Origin of the sequence: Luteimonas sp. MC1895, from assembly GCF_016457215.1 — a bacterium.
GTDB lineage: Bacteria > Pseudomonadota > Gammaproteobacteria > Xanthomonadales > Xanthomonadaceae > Luteimonas.
In genome coordinates, this window is sequence record NZ_JAEMDY010000001.1 from 710,776 (window position 1) to 729,321 (window position 18,546).

Here is an 18,546-nt window from a genome sequence, read left to right on the forward strand (position 1 = left end):
GAGCATGCGGCGCGCGCGTGGCTTCACCCTGGTCGAGCTGATGGTGACCCTGGTCGTCATCGGCCTGGCCGGCGCGGCCGTGGCGCTGACCCTGCCCACCGGTGACGACATGCTGCGGAAGGACGCCGACAGGTTCGCCGCCCGCCTGGGCCACGCACGCGACGAAGCCATCCTCGGCATGCGCGCGGTGGAGGTGGCGGTGACCGCGCGCGGCTACGGCTTCTCGCGCCGCCGCTTCGAGGGCTGGCAGCCCATCGACGGCCGCGCCTTCGCCGCCGTGGACTGGACGCCGGGCACCCGGCCGCAGCTGGCCCGGCGCGATGCGCCGCTGGCGATCCGCTTCGATCCCACCGGCGCGGCCACGCCAGCCGCCCTGGTGCTGCTGCGCGACGGCGAGCGCGTGCGGGTCTCGGTCGACGGCGGCGGCGCGGTGAAGGTCGATGGCCAGCATCGCTGACGCCGGCGGGCGTTCGTGCGCCGAGCGCGGCGGCCGCCACGGCGCCGGCTTCTCCCTGATCGAGATGCTCGTCGCCCTGGTGGTGTTCGCGCTGGCCGTGCTCGGCCTGCTCAACCTGGCCGGCGAAAGCACGCGCACGGCGGTGGCGATCGAGGAGCGCGTGCTGGCCGCCATCGTCGCCGACAGCGTCGCGGTCGAAGCCGCCGTGGTCCACCTGCGCGAACTGGGTCCGGATGCCGAAGGCCACGAGGACGCCGGCGGCCGCGACTGGCGCTGGACCCGCACCACCGCCGCGACCGCCGACCCGGACCTGCTGCGCGTCGACATCCGCGTGTCGCCGCCCGGCGAGTCACGAGTGGCGGCCGAGGTGTCGCTGTTCCGGAGCATGCCGCAATGAGGCAGGCCGGCGGCTTCACCCTGCTCGAGGTCATGGCGTCGTTGGCGATCTTCGGCCTGATCGCCGCGGCCGGCGTCGCCGTGATGGCCTACGCCGCCGACAGCCAGGGCGTGCTGCGCGAGCGCATGGACCGGCTGGGCGAGCTGCAGCGCGCGCGCGCGCTCCTGCGCACCGACCTCTCGCAGGCCGCCGTGCGCCTGGTGCGCCGCGCGGACGGCAGCGCCGGGCGCCATGCCTTCATCGGCGGACGGCCCGGCGAGGCCGGACCGCTGTTCGCCTTCGTACGCCGCGGCCACGAGAACCCGGACGGCGCGGCGCGCGCCTCGCTGGAATACGTCGAATACCGCATCGCCGATGGCCGCCTGGAGCGGAGCGCGCGCGCATCGCTCGACAGTGCCACCGCGCCGGCTGCGCGCGTCCTGCTGGACGGCATCACCGCCGCGCGCGTGGCGTACTTCACCGACCGGGCCTGGAACGACGGCTGGCGCGGCGGCGCGACCACGCTGCCCGAAGCGGTGGAACTGGAGCTCGAACTCGAGTCGGTCGGCCGGGTCCGCCAGCGCTTCCTGCTGCCGGGGATGGCGCCATGATTCGCACCCCGGTTCCGCGGCCATCCAACCGTCCAGGCCTTGCGCGCCGCCGCGCACCGCGTCGCGCGGCCCAGTCCGGCGCGGCCCTGCTGACCGTGCTCCTGCTGGTGGCGGTGATGACCGTGCTGCTGGTCGCGGTCATGGACGACATCCGCTTCGCGCTGCGCCGCACCGGCAACGCGCAGGCGCTGGCGCAGGCGCAGTGGTACGCGCTGGGCAGCGAGCAGCTCGCCCGCGCCCGCATCCACCAGCTCGACCGCGACGGCCGGACCACCCTCGCTGGCGGCTGGAACGGGCGTCCCTTCCTGTTCCCGATCGACGGCGGCGTGATGCAGGTGCGGCTCGACGACGCCAGCGCCTGCTTCAACCTCAACAGCGTGGTCGAGGGCGCGCCGGGCCAGTGGCGCCGGCGCGAGGCCGGCGTGCAGCAATACCTGGCCCTGCTGGAGGCGCTGGAATTCGACACCGCCAGGGCCAACGCGATGGCCGACGCGCTGGTCGACTGGATCGACCAGGACCCGCACCCGGGCCCCGCCGGCGCCGAGGATCCGGCCTATGCCGCACGCAGCCCGGGCGCCCGCACGTCGGGCGCCCTGCTGGCCGAGGCCAGCGAACTGCGCGCCATCGCCGCCCACGATGCCGCCGCCTATGCGCGGCTGCGCCCGCACGTCTGCGCCCAGCCCGAGGCCGCGCTGTCGCCGATCAACGTCAATACGCTGCAAGACGGCGACGCGGTGCTGCTGGCGATGCTGGGCGACAACCGGCTGGACACGGCGGCGGCCCGGCGCGTGCTGGCCGCGCGCCCGGCCGGGGGCTGGCCCGACCTGCAGGCCTTCGCGGCGCAGCCCGCGATCCGCGCCGCCGGCCTGCCCGACCATGCGCTACAGCAGATCAGCCTGCGCACTCGCTGGTTCGCGCTCGAAACCCGGGTCGAGCATGCCGGCGCCGAAGTGGTGCTGAGCGCGCTGTTCGACCGCGACTCCCAAGGCCCCGCGCGCCTGGTGGCGCGCCGCTGGACACACGACGAATGAGCACCCGCATCCTGTTCCTCCCGCCCGACGGCGCGGACGACGCCCGCCTGCTGGACCTGGACGACGGCGGCCGCGTGCGAGCGCAGGCGACGCTGCCACCGGGCACGGCCGCGCCCGATGCGCCGGATGCGCGGCGCACCGTGCTGGTCGTGCCCGGCGGACCGGTGCGCATCGAGCAGCTGCCGCTGGCCGCGCACAGCGAGGCGCAGGCCCTGGCCGCCGCCCGTGCGCTGCTGGCGGGCAGGCTCGCGCGCCCCGTCGCGCTGCACGTCGTGCTGGATGCCGACCACGGTGCCGCGCTGCGGACCGTCGCCGCCGTCGACGCCGACAGCCTGCGCGGCTGGCTGGCGCAGGCGGCCGCCCTCGGCCTGCGGCCCGACGCGGCGGTGCCGGAAGCGCTGCTCCTGCCCGATCCGGACGCAGGCGCCGTGCACCTGTTCGACGCCGGCGACCGCTGGCTGGTCCGCGGCGACGGCATGGCCTTCAGCGCCGAGCCCGGGCTCGCCCGCCGGGTGCTGGGCGACCGCCAACCGTCGCGCTTCGACGGTGGCTTCGAACGGCTCGCCGCCCGCGCCCTGCAGCCGCCGTTGGACCTGCTGCAGGGCGACTTCGCACCCGCGGCGGGCGGGCGCCGCCCCTCCGGGCGGCGGCTGGCCTGGCTGGCCGTGGCCCTGGCCGCCTCGCCGCTGCTGCTGGTCGCGGCCCAGGCGCTGCGGCTCGAGCTGGCCGCGCGCGCCCTGGAGTCACGTGCCGTCGCGGTGCTGGACGCCGCGTTGCCGGCGGCCCAGGGCGGCGCGGCCACGGCGGGCACGTCCGACGGCCAGGCCGGGCGCCTGCGCGCCCTGCGCGAGCCGCGTGCGTTCGCCGCCGCCTCCGGTGCGCTGTTCGCGGCGGTGGCGGCGCGCCCCGGCACGCACCTCGTCGAGCTCGAGTACGCGCGCGGCGACCGCCTGCGTGCCCTGCTGTTCCATCGCGATGCCAGGGACCTCGAAGCCCTGCGCGGCTTCCTGCGTGGCGACGGCTGGGAGCTGGTGGAAGGCGGCAGCGTCGACGTCGCCGGCGGCCTGCACACCGGCCTGGTCCTGGAGCCTGCGGCATGAACGACACCGTGGTCCGCCTGCGCCGCTGGTGGCAGGCCCGCGAACCGCGCGAGCGCGCCATGCTCGCGCTCATGGCGGCGCTGCTGGCCTGCTTCGCCTGGTGGTACGGCCTGCTGTGGCCGCTGCGCAGCCTGTACGACGCGGCCGAGGCACGCCATGACCACGCCGCGGCGGCGCTGCAGGCCGTCGAGGCGGACGTCGCGGCCCTTGGCGGGCACGGCGGCGCGCGCAGCGCGGCCCCCGGCGGGGAAGCGCTGCAGCGCCTGGTCCTCGACAGCGCGCGTGACGCCGGCCTGGCGCCCGGCCGCCAGCGCACCAACGCCGAGGGCGCCTTCGTCGTCGAATTCGACCGCGCGGCGTCGCCGGCGCTGTTCGGCTGGCTCGGTGGGCTGGTCGAGGCGCGGGGTGTGGCGCCTTCGACGCTGCGCGTGGAACGCGCGGACGGCCAGCTGCGCGCCGAGGTCGGATTCGGCGGCGGGGCTGCGCGGTGAGCGCGCGCGGCCTGGCCCTGTGGTTCGCCGGCGCCTTTTCCGTCGCGATGCTGCTCGCTGCGCCGCTGCAGCTTGCGGTGACGCAGCTCGGGCTGCCGCCCGGCTTGTCCGCTGCCGGCGTCGACGGGAGCGTGTGGCGGGGGCGCCTGCGCCAGGCGCGGTGGCATGGCGTCGCGCTGGGCGACGTGCGCGCAGGCCTGGCGCCGCTGCCGCTGCTGGCGGGGCGCCAGCGCATCCGGCTGCGGACCCCGCAGGCGTCGCTGTCGCTGCATGCCGGCCCGGTGCGCGGCATGTCCGGCGCCAGCGGCCTGCTGCCGCTGCCCGCGGTGTCGGGTCTTGGGCTGCGCGCCTCGCTGGAGGATGCGCGCCTGCTGTTCGACGCCGGCGGCTGCCGCGAGGCCGGCGGCCGGGTGCGGGTGGACGTGGCGGTGCCGGGCGATGTGCTGCCGCCGCTGCGGCTGGCGGGAACGCCGGCCTGCGATGGCGCCGTCGGCCGGCTCGCACTCCTGCCCGAGGACGCGGCCGGCCCGCTGTGGCTCGAAGCCACCCTGACCGTGGAGGCGGACGGCCGCCGCTCGCTGCAGGCGCTGGCGCGGAGCGACGATCCAGTGCTGCGGGCAGCGCTGGTGGCCCATGGCTTCCAGGACGCGCCGGGCGGGCTCAGCCGGCTCATCGAGGCCCCCGGATCCCACTGAACGCGCTGCAAGGCGCCCCGCGATGGGACGCACCGTCCCCGGGCCGTCACCGGCGCGCACGCTAGACTTCACGGTCCCCCGCATGACAGTCCCGCGACGATCCCATGAAATTCCTGTTGCCGCCCATCGTCCTCCTTGCCGCCGCCTGCCTGGTGCCCGCCCACGCCGAGGTGCCGCTGGGCACGGTCGCGGGCTCCGACGTGGCGTTCGAGGGCATGTTCCAGGTCGACGGCTACTGGTTCGACAACGACGTGCTTGACCTCGACGCGCGCCCGGACGGCCGTGACCGCGCCACCGGCGTGCGCCGTTTCGAGCTGGCGCTCAAGGGCAGCGGCCCCGGCGGCCTCGGCTGGGTGCTCGGCTACGACGTCTACAACGAGACCTACCTCGACAACAACCTGACCTGGTCGTTCGGCGGCGACGGTGCGCCGAAGCACACCCTGCTGTTCGGCCAGTCCAAGCAGCCCAACAGCCTCGAGGAGCTGTCCTCGTCGCGCAACAACGACTTCATCGCCAAGGCCGCGGCCACCAGCACCTTCGCCACCGGCCGCCGCCTCGGCGCCTCGTGGGGCTATGACGCCGAGGACCACGGCGCCACCGTCAGCTGGTTTGGCCGCAACCTCGACGACGACGCGGGCGGCGCCGGCTATGGCGCGCGCGGCTGGTGGGCACCGGTGCGTGAGGACGGCCGCGTGCTGCACCTGGGCCTGAGCCACGTCGACCGCGACACCGAGGCCGATGCGCTGCGCCTGCGCGCGCGCCCGAACGCCGACATGGCGGCCGTGCGCATGGTCGACAGCGGTGCCCTGGCCGACGTCGACCGCCTGGCGACCACCGGCGTGGAGGCGATGTGGATCAGCGGTCCGCTCAAGCTGCAGGGCGAGTACTTCCTGGCCAGCGCCGACCGCATCGGCAATCCCGGCTATGACGCCAGCGGCGGCTACGCCAGCGCCCTGTGGACGCCCGGCGGTGGCACCTGGGGCTACCGCGGCGGCCTGCCGCGCACCAGCGTCGCCGACGCCGGCCTGTGGCAGTTCGGCCTGCGCTACGACCAGCTCGACCTCGACGACGGCGCGGTGCGCGGGGGCCGCATGGAAGCCTGGACGGTCGGCGTCAACTGGTACTGGCGCAACAACACCAAGCTGATGCTGAACTACGTCGACGTCGCCAGCCGGCGCACCGACCCGGCGACCGGAGCCCGCATCGACGACGATCCGTCGATCCTCGAGGCGCGCGTCCAGCTGCACTGGTAATCGCGTCACACGGGCGTCGTCAAACCGCCACACGGACGACACCCTGGCGCGCCAGGCTTCGGTCAAACCGGAGCCCTCCATGCGCTACGCCATCGTCACCGAGACCTATCCGCCCGAAGTCAACGGCGTCGCCCTGACCGTGCGCGAGCTGGAGCGGGGCCTGCGCGGCCGCGGCCACGAGGTGGAGCTGGTGCGCCCGCGCCAGCACCGGCAGGACCCGGGCGGCGATGGCCAGCTGCTGACCGCCGGACTGCGGCTGCCGCTGTACGCCGGCCTGCGGTTCGGCCTGCCGGCGGCGGCGCGGCTGCGCCGGCGCTGGCGCCGGAACCGCCCCGACGCGGTCTACATCGCCACCGAAGGCCCCCTGGGCTGGTCGGCGATGCGCGCCGCACGCGCCCTCGGCATCCCGGTCTCCTCGGGCTTCCACACCCGCTTCGACCACTACATGCGCGACTACGGCCTGCCCCTGCTGCAGCCGGTGGCGTTGGCGTGGATGCGGCGCTTCCACAACCGCTCCGCGGCCACCCTGGTCCCGACCCGGAAGCTGCGCACCGAACTGGAGACGCTCGCCTTCAGCCGGGTCGTGCACCTGGCGCGCGCCGTCGACACCCGGCGCTTCGATCCCGCCCACCGCGACGAGGCGCTGCGTGCACGCTGGGGCCTGGGCCCCGACGACCTCGCCGTGATCCACGTCGGCCGCATCGCCGCGGAAAAGAACCTCGAGCTGGCGATCCGCGCCTTCCGCGCGCTGCAGGCCCTGCGTCCGGACGCGCGATTCGTCTGGGTCGGCGACGGCCCCGGCATGGCCGCCATCCGCGAGGCCAACCCCGACTTCATCCACTGCGGCCTGCAGCGCGGCGAAGCGCTGGCCCGCCACTTCGCCAGCGCCGACCTGTTCCTGTTCCCGAGCCTCTCGGAGACCTTCGGCAACGTGACCATCGAGGCCATGGCCAGCGGGCTGGCGACGGTGGCCTTCCGCTACGGCGCCGCTGCCGAGCACCTGCGCCATGGCGCGCACGGCGCCGCCATCGACCCGCACGACGAGGCCGGCTTCATCGCCGCCGCCTGCCGCCTGTCGCTCGAGGACGCGTCGCGCCGCGCGATGGGCGCGGCGGCCCGCACCGCCGTGCAGTCGCTGCGCCCGGCGCAGGTCGCCGCGGACTTCGACGCGGTGCTGCACGGCATCGCCCGCCGCGGGAGCCCTGCCGATGCCCACGCCGCCCTCGCCTGACCGCCTCGCCGGCGACCGCCTGCTGTGCCTGCGCACCAACGCCTGGTGCGCACGGACCGGCGTGCTGCAGGTCTTCGCCACCGTCAGCCGGCTGGGCGACGGGATCGGCTGGTACCTGCTGATGGCGGCGATGGTGCTGGCCGACGGCGTCGACGGCCTGCGCGCCTCGGCACACATGGCCGCGACCGGCGCGCTGGCCCTGCTGCTGTACACGACGCTCAAGCGCCGGACGCGCCGTCCGCGGCCGTTCGCCGCCGACGTGCGGATCCGCGCCTGGATCGCGCCGCTGGACGAGTTCAGCTTTCCCTCGGGACACACGCTGCATGCGGTGTCCTTCAGCATCGTCGCCCTGGCCCACTATCCGCAGCTGGCCTGGCTGCTGCTGCCGTTCACGGCCCTGGTGGCGCTGTCGCGCGTGGTGCTGGGCCTGCACTGGCCCAGCGACGTGCTGGCGGCGCTCCTCATCGGCGGAGGCCTGGGTGCCCTGTCGCTGCGCCTCGGCCTGCCGCTGCTGCCGGGCTGAGCTCCGCGGCGCGCTGGCCGGTCCCGGCGCCCCGCCGCGTAGAACCGGGTAGCAGCCGATGCCCATCGGCCGCAGCCCACCGCAGGGGAGCCCCATGGGACTGAGTTCGAAGGACTTCCACTTCTGGACCCGGCGCGCCGCGATCGCCGGCATCAACACCCTCCAGACCATGCTGCCGCCGATGCGCAACTACCCGCGGGTCCAGTTCCACATGGACACCGTGTTCTGGCACTGCGCCGCGCACGGCTTCCCGCTGCACCGGCCGCGCATCCTCGATCCGTTCTCGGGCTCGGGCATCAACATGTCGCACAGCTACGTCGACCGGGCCGGGACCGCGCACCTGTGCGACATCGACCAGGACTACGCCAAGCTCGCCGGCAAGCTCGCGCCCAACGTCACCGCGATCCACGGCGACAGCTTCCGCATGCTCAACGAGGGCGATCCGCGGCTCGGCGTCTACGACCTGATCGTGCTCGACAACAACCTCGGCGGCGTCTACTACGACTACTGCGAGCACTTCGACGCGATGCCCGCGGTCTTCCGCTACTTCGACCCGGAGGCGCCGCACGTGGTGCTGGCGCTGAACTTCATCACCGATCCCGAGCAGATGAACGCCGACCCGCGCTTCGCCACGCCCAGCTTCGAGCAGCAGATGGCGCGACGGGCGGACTTCTACCAGACCACCGAGCGCCGGATCACGCCCGCCACGGGTGCGGCGGCCTACGCGCGCGAGGCGAAGAAGGAGGGCTGGGAGGTGGTCGGACACGCGCTGGCACCGCGCGCCGAATTCTTCCACTTCCTGCTGCTGTTCATGCGCCGGGCGACGACCGTCGGCAACTGAGCACGCCACGGCTCAGCGCGCCGTCGCCGGCATGCCCGCGCCGACGCGGTACCAGTCGATCCTGCGGGTCACCACCATGATCGCGGCCAGGACCACGAACAGCAGCCCCGCGCCCAGCACCAGGGCGTTGTCCTCGGACACCAGCAGGCCGTAGAGCGCGGCGTACAGGGTCGCCAGCATCGCGGCGAAACCGGCGCCGCGCGCCGCGCCGCCCAGCACCGCCGACAGGTAGAACCCGATCAGGCCGATGCAGGCCACCGCCGCCGCCAGGTAGGCCAGGCCGAAGGCGATGTGTTCGCCCAGGCTGACCAGCAGCAGGAAGAACACCGCGATCGCGAGTCCGACCAGGGCGTACTGGATCGGGTGGATCGGCTGCTGCCGGATCAGTTCGAACATGAAGAAGGCGATGAAGGTCAGCAGCACGAACAGCAGGCCGTACTTGGTGGCGCGCTCCGCCTGCAGGTAGGCGTTCACCGGATCGACCAGGGTCACGCCGGCGGCGTCCGGATCGCCGGTGCCGGCGGTGTGCGCCAGCGACGCATGGCGGCGGTAGCGGGCCTGGGCTTCGGTGGCGAGCGAGGCCAGCTTCCAGCGCGCCTCGAAGCCCGCCTGGCCGATGTCGTGCACCGGCGACAGTCCCTCGAAGCGCGGGTGCCGCCAGCTCGAGCGCAGCCGCAGGTCGTTGTCGCGCGCCAGCGGCAGCATCGCGAACGATTCGGTGCCGCGCACCTCGAGCTCGAGCCGGCTGCCGAAGGCGAGGCGCGCACCGGGCACCGGCGTGTCCAGCCGCGCATGCACGCCGGGCCCGTCCTCGTGGCCGATGCCCTCGACCAGGGCGAGCGGGCGCCCGTCGACCTGCAGCCGCGGCAGGTCGCGCAGGCCACGCACGTCGGCGATCCCGAAGGCCAGCCAGGGCTCGCCGATGCGGCGGTCGCTGCCCTCGGGCGCGTCGTCGGGGATGCTGGCGTCGAAGCGTGCCTGCAGCGTGCCCTGCCACTGGTACACCCGGACCTCGTGCAGCCCGCGCCGGCGGACCTCCGGCGCCAGCGCACCGTCCACGACCAGGGCTTCCGGGAAGAAGGTCCAGTGCCGCGTGCGCCGGCGCAGCGTCGTGCGCATGACCCCGGCCGGATCGGCGACCTGCTCGCGCACCTCCTCGCTGTAGGGGACCACCAGCACCGGACCGGACAGCACCTGGCGGCCGCCGTGGCTGGCCGCGATGCCGGTCACCGCCTCCGCGCGCCGCGCCTGCCGCTCCTGGACCACGCCGCGCACCATCGACAGCGGCACCAGGATCGCAACCGTCATCGCCGCCACCATCAGGATCTTCACCCACAAGCGCATGTCCCACTCCCGTTGGAAACCAAGCACAGGCTGCCGCTGCGGGATGTGCGCAGCGCGGCGCGACGGTGAGGCGGGGGTGAAGCGCCGCGATCAGCCGACGGGCAGCACCAGCGAGGCGAGCGCGCCACCGCCCGCGCGGTTGTGCAGCGCCGCGTGGCCCCCGTGCAGCTGGGCCACCTCGGCGACGAAGGTCAGGCCGATGCCGCTGCTGCGGCCGCCCTCGCCCGGGCGCGGCAGCGAGTAGAAGCGGGCGAAGACCTGCTCGAGCGCGAAGTCCGGGACCCCGGGGCCGTCGTCGGCCACCTCGATGCGCACGCCCGCGGCGTCGACCCGCAGCGCCACCGCGACGGTGCCGCCGCGCGGCGAGAAGGCGATCGCGTTGTCCACCAGGTTCTCCAGCGCCTGGCGCAGCAGGAAGGCGTCACCATCAGGGCTGGGCAGCGGTTCGTCCGCGTCCAGCGCCAGGTCGACGCCCGCGGCGCGCAGTCGCGGCATCACCGCGTCCGCGACCTCGCGCGCCACCGCGGCGAGATCCACCGGCGCGGCGTGCTCCAGCCGCTGGCGGTGCTCGACCGCCGCCAGCGCCAGCAGCTTGTCGATCATCCCCGCCATGCGTTCGCTCTGCGTGCCGATGTGGCTGGCGAAACGTCGGCGGTCGGCCTCGGGCAGCGGCGATTCGAGCAGCTCGGCCGAGCCGCGGATCGCCGCCAGCGGCGACTTCAGCTCATGGGTCAGCGTGTGCACGTAGCGTTCGACGTAGCGCCGATCCTCGAGGCGTTCGCGCATGGTTTCCAGTGCCCGGCCCAGGTCGCCGAACTCGCCGGCGGCGTCGGGCGGCGACGCGCGTTCGCCGGCGGTCACCGCGTCGGCGTAGCGGCGCAGCGCGCCGAGCTGGCGCGACAGCCACCACGCGGCCGACAGCCCCACCAGCAGCGCGGTGCCGAGCAGCACCAGGCCCCAGCGCAGGATCACGCCCTCGCTGCGCGCGATGAACGGCGCCATCGCGCGGTTGGGCTTGGACACGGTCAGCGCGCCGACGATGCGTGCGCCGTCGCGGATCGGCGCCGCCACGTGCATGACCGAGCTGGCGTCGTCGTCCGGGTCGCCGCGCGTGGAACGCGCGCCGTAGCGTCCGCGCAGGGTCAGGTGGACGTCGTTCCAGCGCGAATGGTCGGCGCCCAGTTCGCGTCCGGCGGAGTCGAAGACCACGATGCCGCGCGCGTCGGCGATGGTGATGCGGTAGCTCGACTCGCGCTTCTCGAAGCCCCAGATGCCGGCACCGATGTCGCGTCCGGCCAGCGCGCGCACGCGGCTGGCGAAGGCGCCCTCGTTGATCCGGCCCGCGAGGAAGTCGTCGGTGGCCAGCTCGGCCAGCACGTTGGCGGTATCCACCAGCGTGTCCTCCATCGCCTGGCGCACCCCCGGCTTGACCTCGCGCAGGAACACCTGGCCCAGCAGCAGCGCGGCCAGCGCCACGATCACAAAGTAGCCGAGCAGGATGCGCAGGCCGATGCGCATGCTCAGCCCGCGTCGATCGAATAGCCGATGCCGCGGTGGGTGCGGATCGGGTCGGCGCCGGCGTCGCGCTCGCGCAGCTTGGCGCGCAGCGTCTTGACGTGGGTGTCGACGGTCCGCTCGCCGCTTTCGGGCGCGTCGGGCCAGGCGCGGTCAAGCAGCTGCGCGCGGGCCAGGATCGCGCCGGGGCGGCGCAGCAGTTCGGCCAGCAGCGCGTACTCGTGCCGGGTGAGGTCGAGGGCATGGCCGTCGAAGCGGATCCGGCGCGCCTCGGGATCGTGCTCGAAGCGCCCCGCGCGCTGCGGGCCACCGGCACCCGCGGCGTGGTGCCGGCGCAGCCGTGCGCGCACCCGCGCCACCAGCTCGCGCGGGGAGAAGGGCTTGGCCACGTAGTCGTCGGCGCCCAGCTCCAGGCCCAGCACGCGGTCCACCTCGTCGCTGCGCGCGGTCAGGAACACCAGCGGCAGCGCGCTGAAGGCACGCAGCTGGCGGCAGACCTCGAAGCCGCCGATATCCGGCAGGCCGACGTCGAGCAGCACCAGGTCGATCCCGCCTGCACGCACGCGCTCGGCCACGCCGCGGCCGAGCATCCGGTGTTCGACGGTGAAGCCCTCGGCGCGCAGGGCGTAGGCCACGGTGTCGGCGATCGCCGGATCGTCCTCGACCAGGAGCACGGTGGACGGCGCGGGCGCGGTGTCGGCGGACATGGCGCGCAGCATACCGGGCGCCGCGGCGGCCGGCGGCCCGGTATCCTGCAGCGATGAACTACCGCCACGCGTTCCATGCCGGCAACCACGCCGACGTCCTCAAGCACGTCGTCGTGCTCGCCCTGTGCGATGCGCTGGTGGCCAAGCCCGCACCGCTGTTCGCGCTCGACACCCATGCCGGCCGCGGGCTCTACCGGCTGTCGGGTGCCAGCGCGCAGGCGACCGGCGAGGCCGACGACGGGATCGCCCGGCTGATCGCCGAGACGCCGCGCGATCCGCTGCTGCGCCGCTACCTGGACGCGGTCGCCGCCTGCCGCAAGGCGCATGGCGCCGACGCCTACCCGGGCTCGCCATGGTTGCTGGCGCATGCGCTGCGCGAGGCCGACCGCATCGTCTGCTGCGAGACCCAGCCGGAAGAGGCGAAGGCCCTGGCCAGCCACCTCGCCGGCGACCGCCGCGTGCGCGTGCACGAGGGCGACGGCTACGCCGCCGTGCGCGCCACCCTGCCGCCGCGCGACGGCGAGACGCGGATCGGCCGTGGACTGGTGCTGATCGATCCCCCCTATGAAACCCAGCTGGCGGAATTCGACGATGCCCTGGGTGCGATCCGCGAAGGATTGCGCCGCTTCCCGCAGGGGGTGTTCGCGCTCTGGTACCCGATCAAGCTGCGGCGCACGCTGATGCCGTTCCAGCGGCGCGCCGCGGACCTGCCGGGCAAGTCGGTGCTGCTCGCCGAGCTCATGGTGCGGCCCGACGACTCGCCGCTGCGCATGAACGGCAGCGGCATGCTCATCGTCAATCCGCCCTGGCAACTCGACGTGGCGCTGGCGCCGGCGCTGAAGTCGCTGGCCCGCGCACTGGGCGAGCGCGGCGGCGATGCGCGCGCGCACTGGCTGCGCAAACCGGCCTGAGCGTGACGCCGGGTGTGGAGGCGGGCTTCACCCGCGTCGTGCCAGCATCGCCCACATGGTCGCCAGAAACCGCCTTCCGCCGTGGCACGAGGAGCTCCGTCTCCGCAACGGCCACGATGTGCTGATCCGCCCCATCCGCCCCGAGGACGCCCCCGTCCTGCGCGCCAGCTTCGAACTGCTCGAGCCGGGCGACATCCGCGGGCACCTGCTGTCCGGGGCCCCGGAGATCGGCGTCGAACGCTCGCGCCAGCTGTCCCAGCCCGACACCCGCAGCGAGTTCACCCTCGTCGTCACCGAGCAGCAGCTGGCGCCCGGTGACGCGATGATCCTGGGTCTCGCGCGTGCGGCCATCCTGGCGGGAACGCGGGAAGCCACCTTCACCATCCTGGTCGGCCGCAACGTCGAGGGCATGGGCCTGGGCCGGCACCTGATGCGCCGCCTGGCGCGCTGGGCGCGCGGCAAGCGCCTGGATGCGCTGACCGGCGACGTGCCCGAGGCGAATGGACCCCTGCTCGACCTGGCGCAGTCGATGGGCTTCAGCCAGAGCGACGAAGGCGCGGATCCCGGCTTCGTGCGCATCCGCCTGCCGCTCGGGCAGGCCACCCCGTCGGCCGGCATCGGCGACGAAGGCCCGTCCACCTCGCCCTAGGCCGGCTTCACCGCCCCGCCCGTTAGACTGTGCGGTCCCGCGCAGGCTGCGTCGCACGCATCCTGCGCTGCCCCTATTTGCGTGCCGATGACCGACCAGACCCCGCTTCGCCCCTCTTCCGCCCCGGCCTCCATTCCCCCGCTTCCCGGCCCCGGACGCCCGCGCGCCTGGTGGCGCGCCCCGGCCTCGCGCTCGGCGCTGGCCTGGTTCGTGGCCGCGGCCGCGCGTGCCCATGACGGCGTGCTGCTGGCCGTCGCCCGCGACAACCACGCCGCCACCCAGCTCGAAGCCGACCTGCACACCCTGGTCGGCGACGAGCGCGGCCTGCCGGTGCTGGCGTTCCCGGACTGGGAGACCCTGCCCTACGACCGCTTCAGTCCCCATCCGGAGATCGTCTCCCAGCGCCTGGCCACGCTGCGCCGCCTGCCGACGATGACCCGCGGGATCCTGGTGGTGCCGGTGCAGACGCTGATGCAGCGCCTGCCGCCCCTGTCCTACGTGGTCGGCAACAGCTTCGACCTGCGCGTCGGACAGCGCCTGGACCTCGACGCCGAGAAGCGCCGCCTGCAGGCCGCCGGCTACCGCAACGTGCCGCAGGTGTACGACCCGGGTGATTTCGCCGTGCGCGGCGCCCTGCTCGACGTCTATCCCATGGGCGAGGCCGCGCCCTTCCGCATCGAGCTCCTCGACGACGAGATCGACACCATCCGGGTGTTCGATCCGGAGAGCCAGCGTTCGCTGGACCGGGTCTCGGCGCTGCAGCTGATGCCCGGCCGCGAAGTCCCGCTCGACGAGACCTCGCGCACCCGCGCGCTCGACGCGCTGCGCGAGCAGTTCGACATCGACACCCGGCGCAGCGCGCTGTTCCAGGACCTCAAGGCCGGCGCGGCGCCCGCCGGCATCGAGTACTACCTGCCGCTGTTCTTCGAGCGCGCCGCCACCGCGACCCTCTTCGACTACCTGGGCAAGGGTGCCCTGCCGCTGGTCGACGACGGCGTCGGCGCCGCCGCCGACCACTTCTGGATGCAGGCCGGGCAGCGCCACGAGCAGCGCCGGCACGACGTCGAGCATCCGGTGCTCGCGCCGGGCGCGCTGTGGCTGGCGCCTGACGAGCTGCGCGCGCGCTTCAACGACGTGCCACGGATCGAAGTCGCGGGCGAGGGCCATCCGCGCCGCGACGAGGCCGCCACGCTCGGCGAGCAGCCCGCGCCATCGCTGCCCGTGGCCGCGCGCCACGACGCCGCCGCGGTCCCGCTGAAGGAGTTCCTCGCCAGCTACCCGGGCCGCGTGCTGGTGTCGGCCGACACGGCCGGCCGCCGCGAGGCGCTGCTGGAGGTGCTGGACGCCGCCTCCCTGCAGCCGCGGGTGCTGGCCGACTTCCGCAGCTTCGCCGCCGGCGACGCGCGCTTCGCGATCTCGGTCGCCCCGCTCGAGGACGGCTTCGCGCTCGACCCGGGCGTCGCCGACGCCGGGCCGATCGCGGTGCTCACCGAGCGCCAGCTGTTCCCCGAGCGCGCCGCGGCCCCGCGCCGCCGCAAGCGCGCCGGCCGCGAGCCGGAGGCGATCATCCGCGACCTCGGCGAGCTGTCGGACGGCTCGCCGATCGTGCACGAGGACCACGGCGTCGGCCGCTACCGCGGCCTGGTGACGCTGGAAGCCGGCGGCATGCCGTCGGAATACGTCGAGATCGAGTACGCCAAGGGCGACCGGCTGTACGTGCCGGTCGCGCAGCTGCACCTGATCAACCGCTATTCCGGCGCGTCGCCCGAGACCGCGCCGCTGCATTCGCTGGGCGGCGAGCAGTGGACCAGGGCCAGGCGCAAGGCCGCCGAGAAGGTGCGCGACGTGGCCGCCGAGCTGCTCGAGATCCAGGCACGGCGCCAGGCGCGCGCGGGGCTGGCGATCGACGTCGACCGCGGCATGTACGAGCCCTTCGCCGCCACCTTCCCGTTCGAGGAGACGCCGGACCAGCACTCGGCCATCGAGGCCGTGCTGCGCGACCTGCAGTCCTCGCAGCCGATGGACCGCGTGGTCTGCGGCGACGTCGGCTTCGGCAAGACCGAGGTCGCGGTGCGCGCGGCCTTCGCCACCGCGGCCGCCGGCAAGCAGGTCGCGGTGCTGGTCCCGACGACGCTGCTGGCCGAGCAGCACTACGCCAACTTCCGCGACCGCTTCGCCGACTGGCCGATCCGCGTCGAGGTGCTGTCGCGCTTCAAGTCGACCAAGGAGATCAAGGCCGAGCTGGAGAAAGTGGCGGAAGGCACGATCGACGTCATCGTCGGCACCCACCGCCTGCTGCAGAAGGACGTGCGTTTCAAGGACCTGGGCCTGGTGATCGTGGACGAGGAGCAGCGCTTCGGCGTGCGCCAGAAGGAGGCGCTGAAGGCGCTGCGCGCCAACGTCCACCTGCTGACGCTGACCGCCACGCCGATCCCGCGCACGCTCAACATGGCGATGGCCGGGCTGCGCGACCTGTCGCTGATCGCGACCCCGCCGGCCAACCGGCTCGCGGTCCAGACCTTCGTCGTGCCCTGGGACGATGCCCAGCTGCGCGAGGCCTTCGAGCGCGAGCTTGCCCGCGGCGGCCAGCTGTTCTTCCTGCACAACGACGTCGAGTCGATCGGCCGCATGCAGCGCGAGCTGCAGGAGCTGGTGCCCGAGGCGCGCATCGGCGTGGCCCACGGCCAGATGCCCGAGCGCGAGCTGGAACGGGTGATGCTCGACTTCCAGAAGCAGCGCTTCAACGTGCTGCTGGCCTCGACCATCATCGAATCCGGCATCGACATTCCCAACGCCAACACCATCATCATCAACCGCGCCGACAAGTTCGGCCTGGCCCAGCTGCACCAGCTGCGCGGCCGCGTCGGCCGCTCGCACCATCGCGCCTATGCCTACCTGGTGATCCCGGACAAGCGCTCGATCACCGCCGATGCGCGCAAGCGCCTGGACGTGATCGCCTCGATGGACGAACTGGGTGCCGGCTTCACCCTGGCCACCCACGACCTCGAGATCCGCGGCGCCGGCGAGCTGCTGGGCGAAGACCAGAGCGGACAGATGGCGGAGGTCGGCTTCAGCCTGTACACCGAGCTGCTGGAGCGCGCGGTGCGTTCGATCAAGCGCGGCGAGCTGCCCGACGTCGACGGCACCGCCGCCCGCGGCGCCGAAGTCGAGCTGCACGCGCCGGCGCTGATTCCCGAGGACTACCTCCCCGACGTGCACACGCGCCTGACGCTGTACAAGCGCATCAGCTCCGCGCGCGATGCCGAGGCCCTGCGCGAGCTGCAGGTGGAGATGATCGACCGCTTCGGCCTGCTGCCGGACCCGGCCAAGCTGCTGTTCGCCACCGCCGAGCTCAAGCTGCAGGCCAGCGCGCTGGGCATCGCCAAGATCGACATCGGCACCGGCGGCGGGCGGGTCAGGTTCGTCGAGAAGCCCTCGGTCGATCCGATGGCCATCATCCGCCTGGTGCAGGGCCAGCCGAAGCAGTACCGCATGGACGGGCCCGACACCCTGCGCCTGACGCTGGAGCTGCCGACCCCGCTCGAGCGCCTGCAGGCCGCGCGCGGGCTGCTGGCCCTGCTCGCCCCTGGACGGTGACCTGCGCGGCTATCAAAAGCTTTTTGCTCTATCCGTGCAAATCCGCTCCCGTCCGCGCAAATCCGCGGCAAAGCTCTTCGCTTCACTCCTGCGAACGATTGGTTGGAGAGGCCGCGGTGACGGAGTCGGCGATGCGCCACAGGTACAGGGCGGCGTGGGTCCGGAACGGGCCCCAGGCTTCTCCGCGGGTGGCCAGTTCGCGCGGCGTCGGCATCGCCTCCGCCGAGTCCAGCAGTTGCGCGCCCTTGCGCACGCCGAGGTCGTCGACCGGCAGCACGTCCGGACGGCCGAGGCGGAACATCAGCATCATCTCCACGGTCCAGCGGCCGATGCCGCGGATCGGCACCAGCGCAGCCACGATCGCGTCCGCGTCCATCACCGACATCCGCCGCAGGTCGGGAATCTCCTCGCGTGCCTCGCGGGCGGAAAGATCGCGCAGCGCGAGCGCCTTGTTGCCCGAGACCCCGCAGGCGCGCAGCGCGGCGTCGTCGATGCGGCCCAGCGTGTCCGCGTGCAGGCGGGTGCCGCCGATGGCGGTCTCCACCCGGCCGACGATCGTGGAGGCGGCCTTGCCACTCAGCTGCTGGAACAGGATCGCGCGCGCGAGCGCGTCGACCGGGTCGAAGCTCCGGCGCCAGCGCGGATCCGACCCGATCGGACCCAGGCGACGGATCCAGGCGCCTAGCCGGCGGTCGCGGCGGGCCAGCCAGGCGTCGGCCTCGACGGTGTCATAGCCGCGCCGGTAGCGGGGCATGGCTCAGCGCCCCAGGACCGCCGCGGCGTGGCCCAGCCAGCCGAGCATCATCAGTCCGCCACCCAGCGGCGCCAGCGCCGTCGGCAGGCCCAGGAAGTGCGCCCCCGCCAGGGATCCGGAAAACAGCAGCACGCCCAGCAGCAGGCCGGCCATCGCCGCGAGGCCCAGGCGACCGGCGGCGCGCGGGGCCAGTGCCGCCAGCGCCAGTCCATGTCCGAACGCGAACGCCGCCGCCAGGCCCAGGCGGGCGCCGGCGTCGGGCCCCGCGGCGTGCGAGGCATACGCGGCCAGCCCGACGGCGAACGCGGCCAGCACCGCGCCCGCGGCGGCAAAGCCCTTGCCGGCGCGCGCAGCGGCGCCCGGCGCGGTGAACATGGCGGCGGTCATGGCGGGAACGTGCTCCTGAAACGCGGAACGCCGCATCGTGTGATGCGGCGTTCCGAGGGTACTGCAGGCGAAC

Annotated in this window: 19 protein-coding genes; 14 read left to right on the forward strand and 5 right to left on the reverse strand. The window is 74.0% G+C overall.

The annotated features are described in order from the left end of the window. The first annotated feature begins 4 nt into the window (after nt 1-4). From JG616_RS03105 to JG616_RS03155, 11 genes are all read left to right on the forward strand, one after another. The gene (locus JG616_RS03105) at nt 5-457 is read left to right on the forward strand and encodes a GspH/FimT family pseudopilin (RefSeq protein ID WP_199391646.1); all 453 of its coding nucleotides are present in this window, start codon (nt 5-7) and stop codon (nt 455-457) included. Continuing rightward, nucleotides 441-854 carry a type II secretion system minor pseudopilin GspI gene (gspI, locus tag JG616_RS03110; protein WP_199391647.1) on the forward strand — a complete coding sequence of 138 codons (414 nt, stop codon included), beginning with the start codon at nt 441-443 and terminating at the stop codon, nt 852-854. Before JG616_RS03105 ends, gspI begins: the two co-directional genes overlap by 17 nt. After that, nucleotides 851-1,444 (forward strand): type II secretion system minor pseudopilin GspJ, encoded by a 594-nt coding sequence (gene gspJ / locus JG616_RS03115; protein ID WP_199391648.1) that lies wholly within the window; start codon nt 851-853, stop codon nt 1,442-1,444. Before gspI ends, gspJ begins: the two co-directional genes overlap by 4 nt. Further along, nucleotides 1,441-2,475: a type II secretion system minor pseudopilin GspK gene (gene gspK, locus JG616_RS03120; RefSeq protein ID WP_199391649.1), complete on the forward strand. Its 1,035-nt coding sequence runs from the start codon at nt 1,441-1,443 to the stop codon at nt 2,473-2,475. The genes gspJ and gspK overlap by 4 nt, the downstream gene beginning before the upstream one ends. Then, entirely contained in the window at nt 2,472-3,575 is a 1,104-nt protein-coding gene (gspL, locus tag JG616_RS03125) for a type II secretion system protein GspL (RefSeq protein ID WP_199391650.1), read from the forward strand. The genes gspK and gspL overlap by 4 nt, the downstream gene beginning before the upstream one ends. After that, nucleotides 3,572-4,066, forward strand: a complete 495-nt coding sequence (gspM, locus tag JG616_RS03130; RefSeq protein WP_199391651.1) for a type II secretion system protein GspM — start codon at nt 3,572-3,574, stop codon at nt 4,064-4,066. The genes gspL and gspM overlap by 4 nt, the downstream gene beginning before the upstream one ends. Beyond that, entirely contained in the window at nt 4,063-4,761 is a 699-nt protein-coding gene (gene gspN, locus JG616_RS03135; protein WP_199391652.1) for a type II secretion system protein N, read from the forward strand. The genes gspM and gspN overlap by 4 nt, the downstream gene beginning before the upstream one ends. Nucleotides 4,762-4,865: 104 nt before the next feature. Next, entirely contained in the window at nt 4,866-6,014 is a 1,149-nt protein-coding gene (locus tag JG616_RS03140) for a porin (protein ID WP_199391653.1), read from the forward strand. A gap of 79 nt (nt 6,015-6,093) precedes the next feature. Next, on the forward strand, nt 6,094-7,245 hold the full coding sequence (locus JG616_RS03145; RefSeq protein ID WP_199391654.1) for a glycosyltransferase family 1 protein: 1,152 nt from the start codon (nt 6,094-6,096) through the stop codon (nt 7,243-7,245). Next, a complete protein-coding gene (locus tag JG616_RS03150; protein ID WP_199361177.1) occupies nt 7,223-7,768 on the forward strand; it encodes a phosphatase PAP2 family protein in 546 nt (181 codons plus the stop codon). The genes JG616_RS03145 and JG616_RS03150 overlap by 23 nt, the downstream gene beginning before the upstream one ends. A 94-nt stretch (nt 7,769-7,862) precedes the next feature. After that, nucleotides 7,863-8,609, forward strand: a complete 747-nt coding sequence (locus JG616_RS03155; protein ID WP_199361175.1) for a class I SAM-dependent methyltransferase — start codon at nt 7,863-7,865, stop codon at nt 8,607-8,609. 12 nt (nt 8,610-8,621) lie between these two features. Here JG616_RS03155 and creD read toward each other — a convergent pair whose 3' ends face one another. From creD to creB, 3 genes are all read right to left on the reverse strand, one after another. Next, the gene (gene creD, locus JG616_RS03160; RefSeq protein WP_199361173.1) at nt 8,622-9,953 is read right to left on the reverse strand and encodes a cell envelope integrity protein CreD; all 1,332 of its coding nucleotides are present in this window, start codon (nt 9,951-9,953) and stop codon (nt 8,622-8,624) included. Nucleotides 9,954-10,043: 90 nt separating this feature from the next. Next, the gene (creC, locus tag JG616_RS03165) at nt 10,044-11,471 is read right to left on the reverse strand and encodes a two-component system sensor histidine kinase CreC (RefSeq protein ID WP_199391655.1); all 1,428 of its coding nucleotides are present in this window, start codon (nt 11,469-11,471) and stop codon (nt 10,044-10,046) included. A 2-nt stretch (nt 11,472-11,473) separates the two neighbouring features. Next, complete coding sequence (creB, locus tag JG616_RS03170) at nt 11,474-12,187, reverse strand: two-component system response regulator CreB (RefSeq protein WP_199391656.1); 714 nt, start codon at nt 12,185-12,187, stop codon at nt 11,474-11,476. A gap of 41 nt (nt 12,188-12,228) precedes the next feature. On the opposite strand from creB, the gene rlmJ reads away from it, so the two are divergent. The 3 genes from rlmJ to mfd all read left to right on the forward strand — a co-directional run bounded on the left by rlmJ (nt 12,229) and on the right by mfd (nt 17,332). Next, entirely contained in the window at nt 12,229-13,086 is an 858-nt protein-coding gene (gene rlmJ, locus JG616_RS03175; protein WP_199391657.1) for a 23S rRNA (adenine(2030)-N(6))-methyltransferase RlmJ, read from the forward strand. 55 nt (nt 13,087-13,141) lie between these two features. Beyond that, on the forward strand, nt 13,142-13,735 hold the full coding sequence (locus tag JG616_RS03180) for a GNAT family N-acetyltransferase (RefSeq protein ID WP_199391658.1): 594 nt from the start codon (nt 13,142-13,144) through the stop codon (nt 13,733-13,735). 87 nt (nt 13,736-13,822) lie between these two features. Next, nucleotides 13,823-17,332: a transcription-repair coupling factor gene (gene mfd, locus JG616_RS03185; protein WP_199391659.1), complete on the forward strand. Its 3,510-nt coding sequence runs from the start codon at nt 13,823-13,825 to the stop codon at nt 17,330-17,332. An 82-nt stretch (nt 17,333-17,414) separates the two neighbouring features. On the opposite strand, the gene JG616_RS03190 is transcribed toward mfd, so the two are convergent. Both JG616_RS03190 and JG616_RS03195 read right to left on the reverse strand, forming a co-directional pair. Continuing rightward, the gene (locus JG616_RS03190) at nt 17,415-18,086 is read right to left on the reverse strand and encodes a DNA-3-methyladenine glycosylase 2 family protein (RefSeq protein ID WP_199391660.1); all 672 of its coding nucleotides are present in this window, start codon (nt 18,084-18,086) and stop codon (nt 17,415-17,417) included. Nucleotides 18,087-18,089: 3 nt separating this feature from the next. Continuing rightward, nucleotides 18,090-18,461: a DUF423 domain-containing protein gene (locus JG616_RS03195; protein WP_199391952.1), complete on the reverse strand. Its 372-nt coding sequence runs from the start codon at nt 18,459-18,461 to the stop codon at nt 18,090-18,092. Nucleotides 18,462-18,546 lie beyond the last annotated feature (85 nt).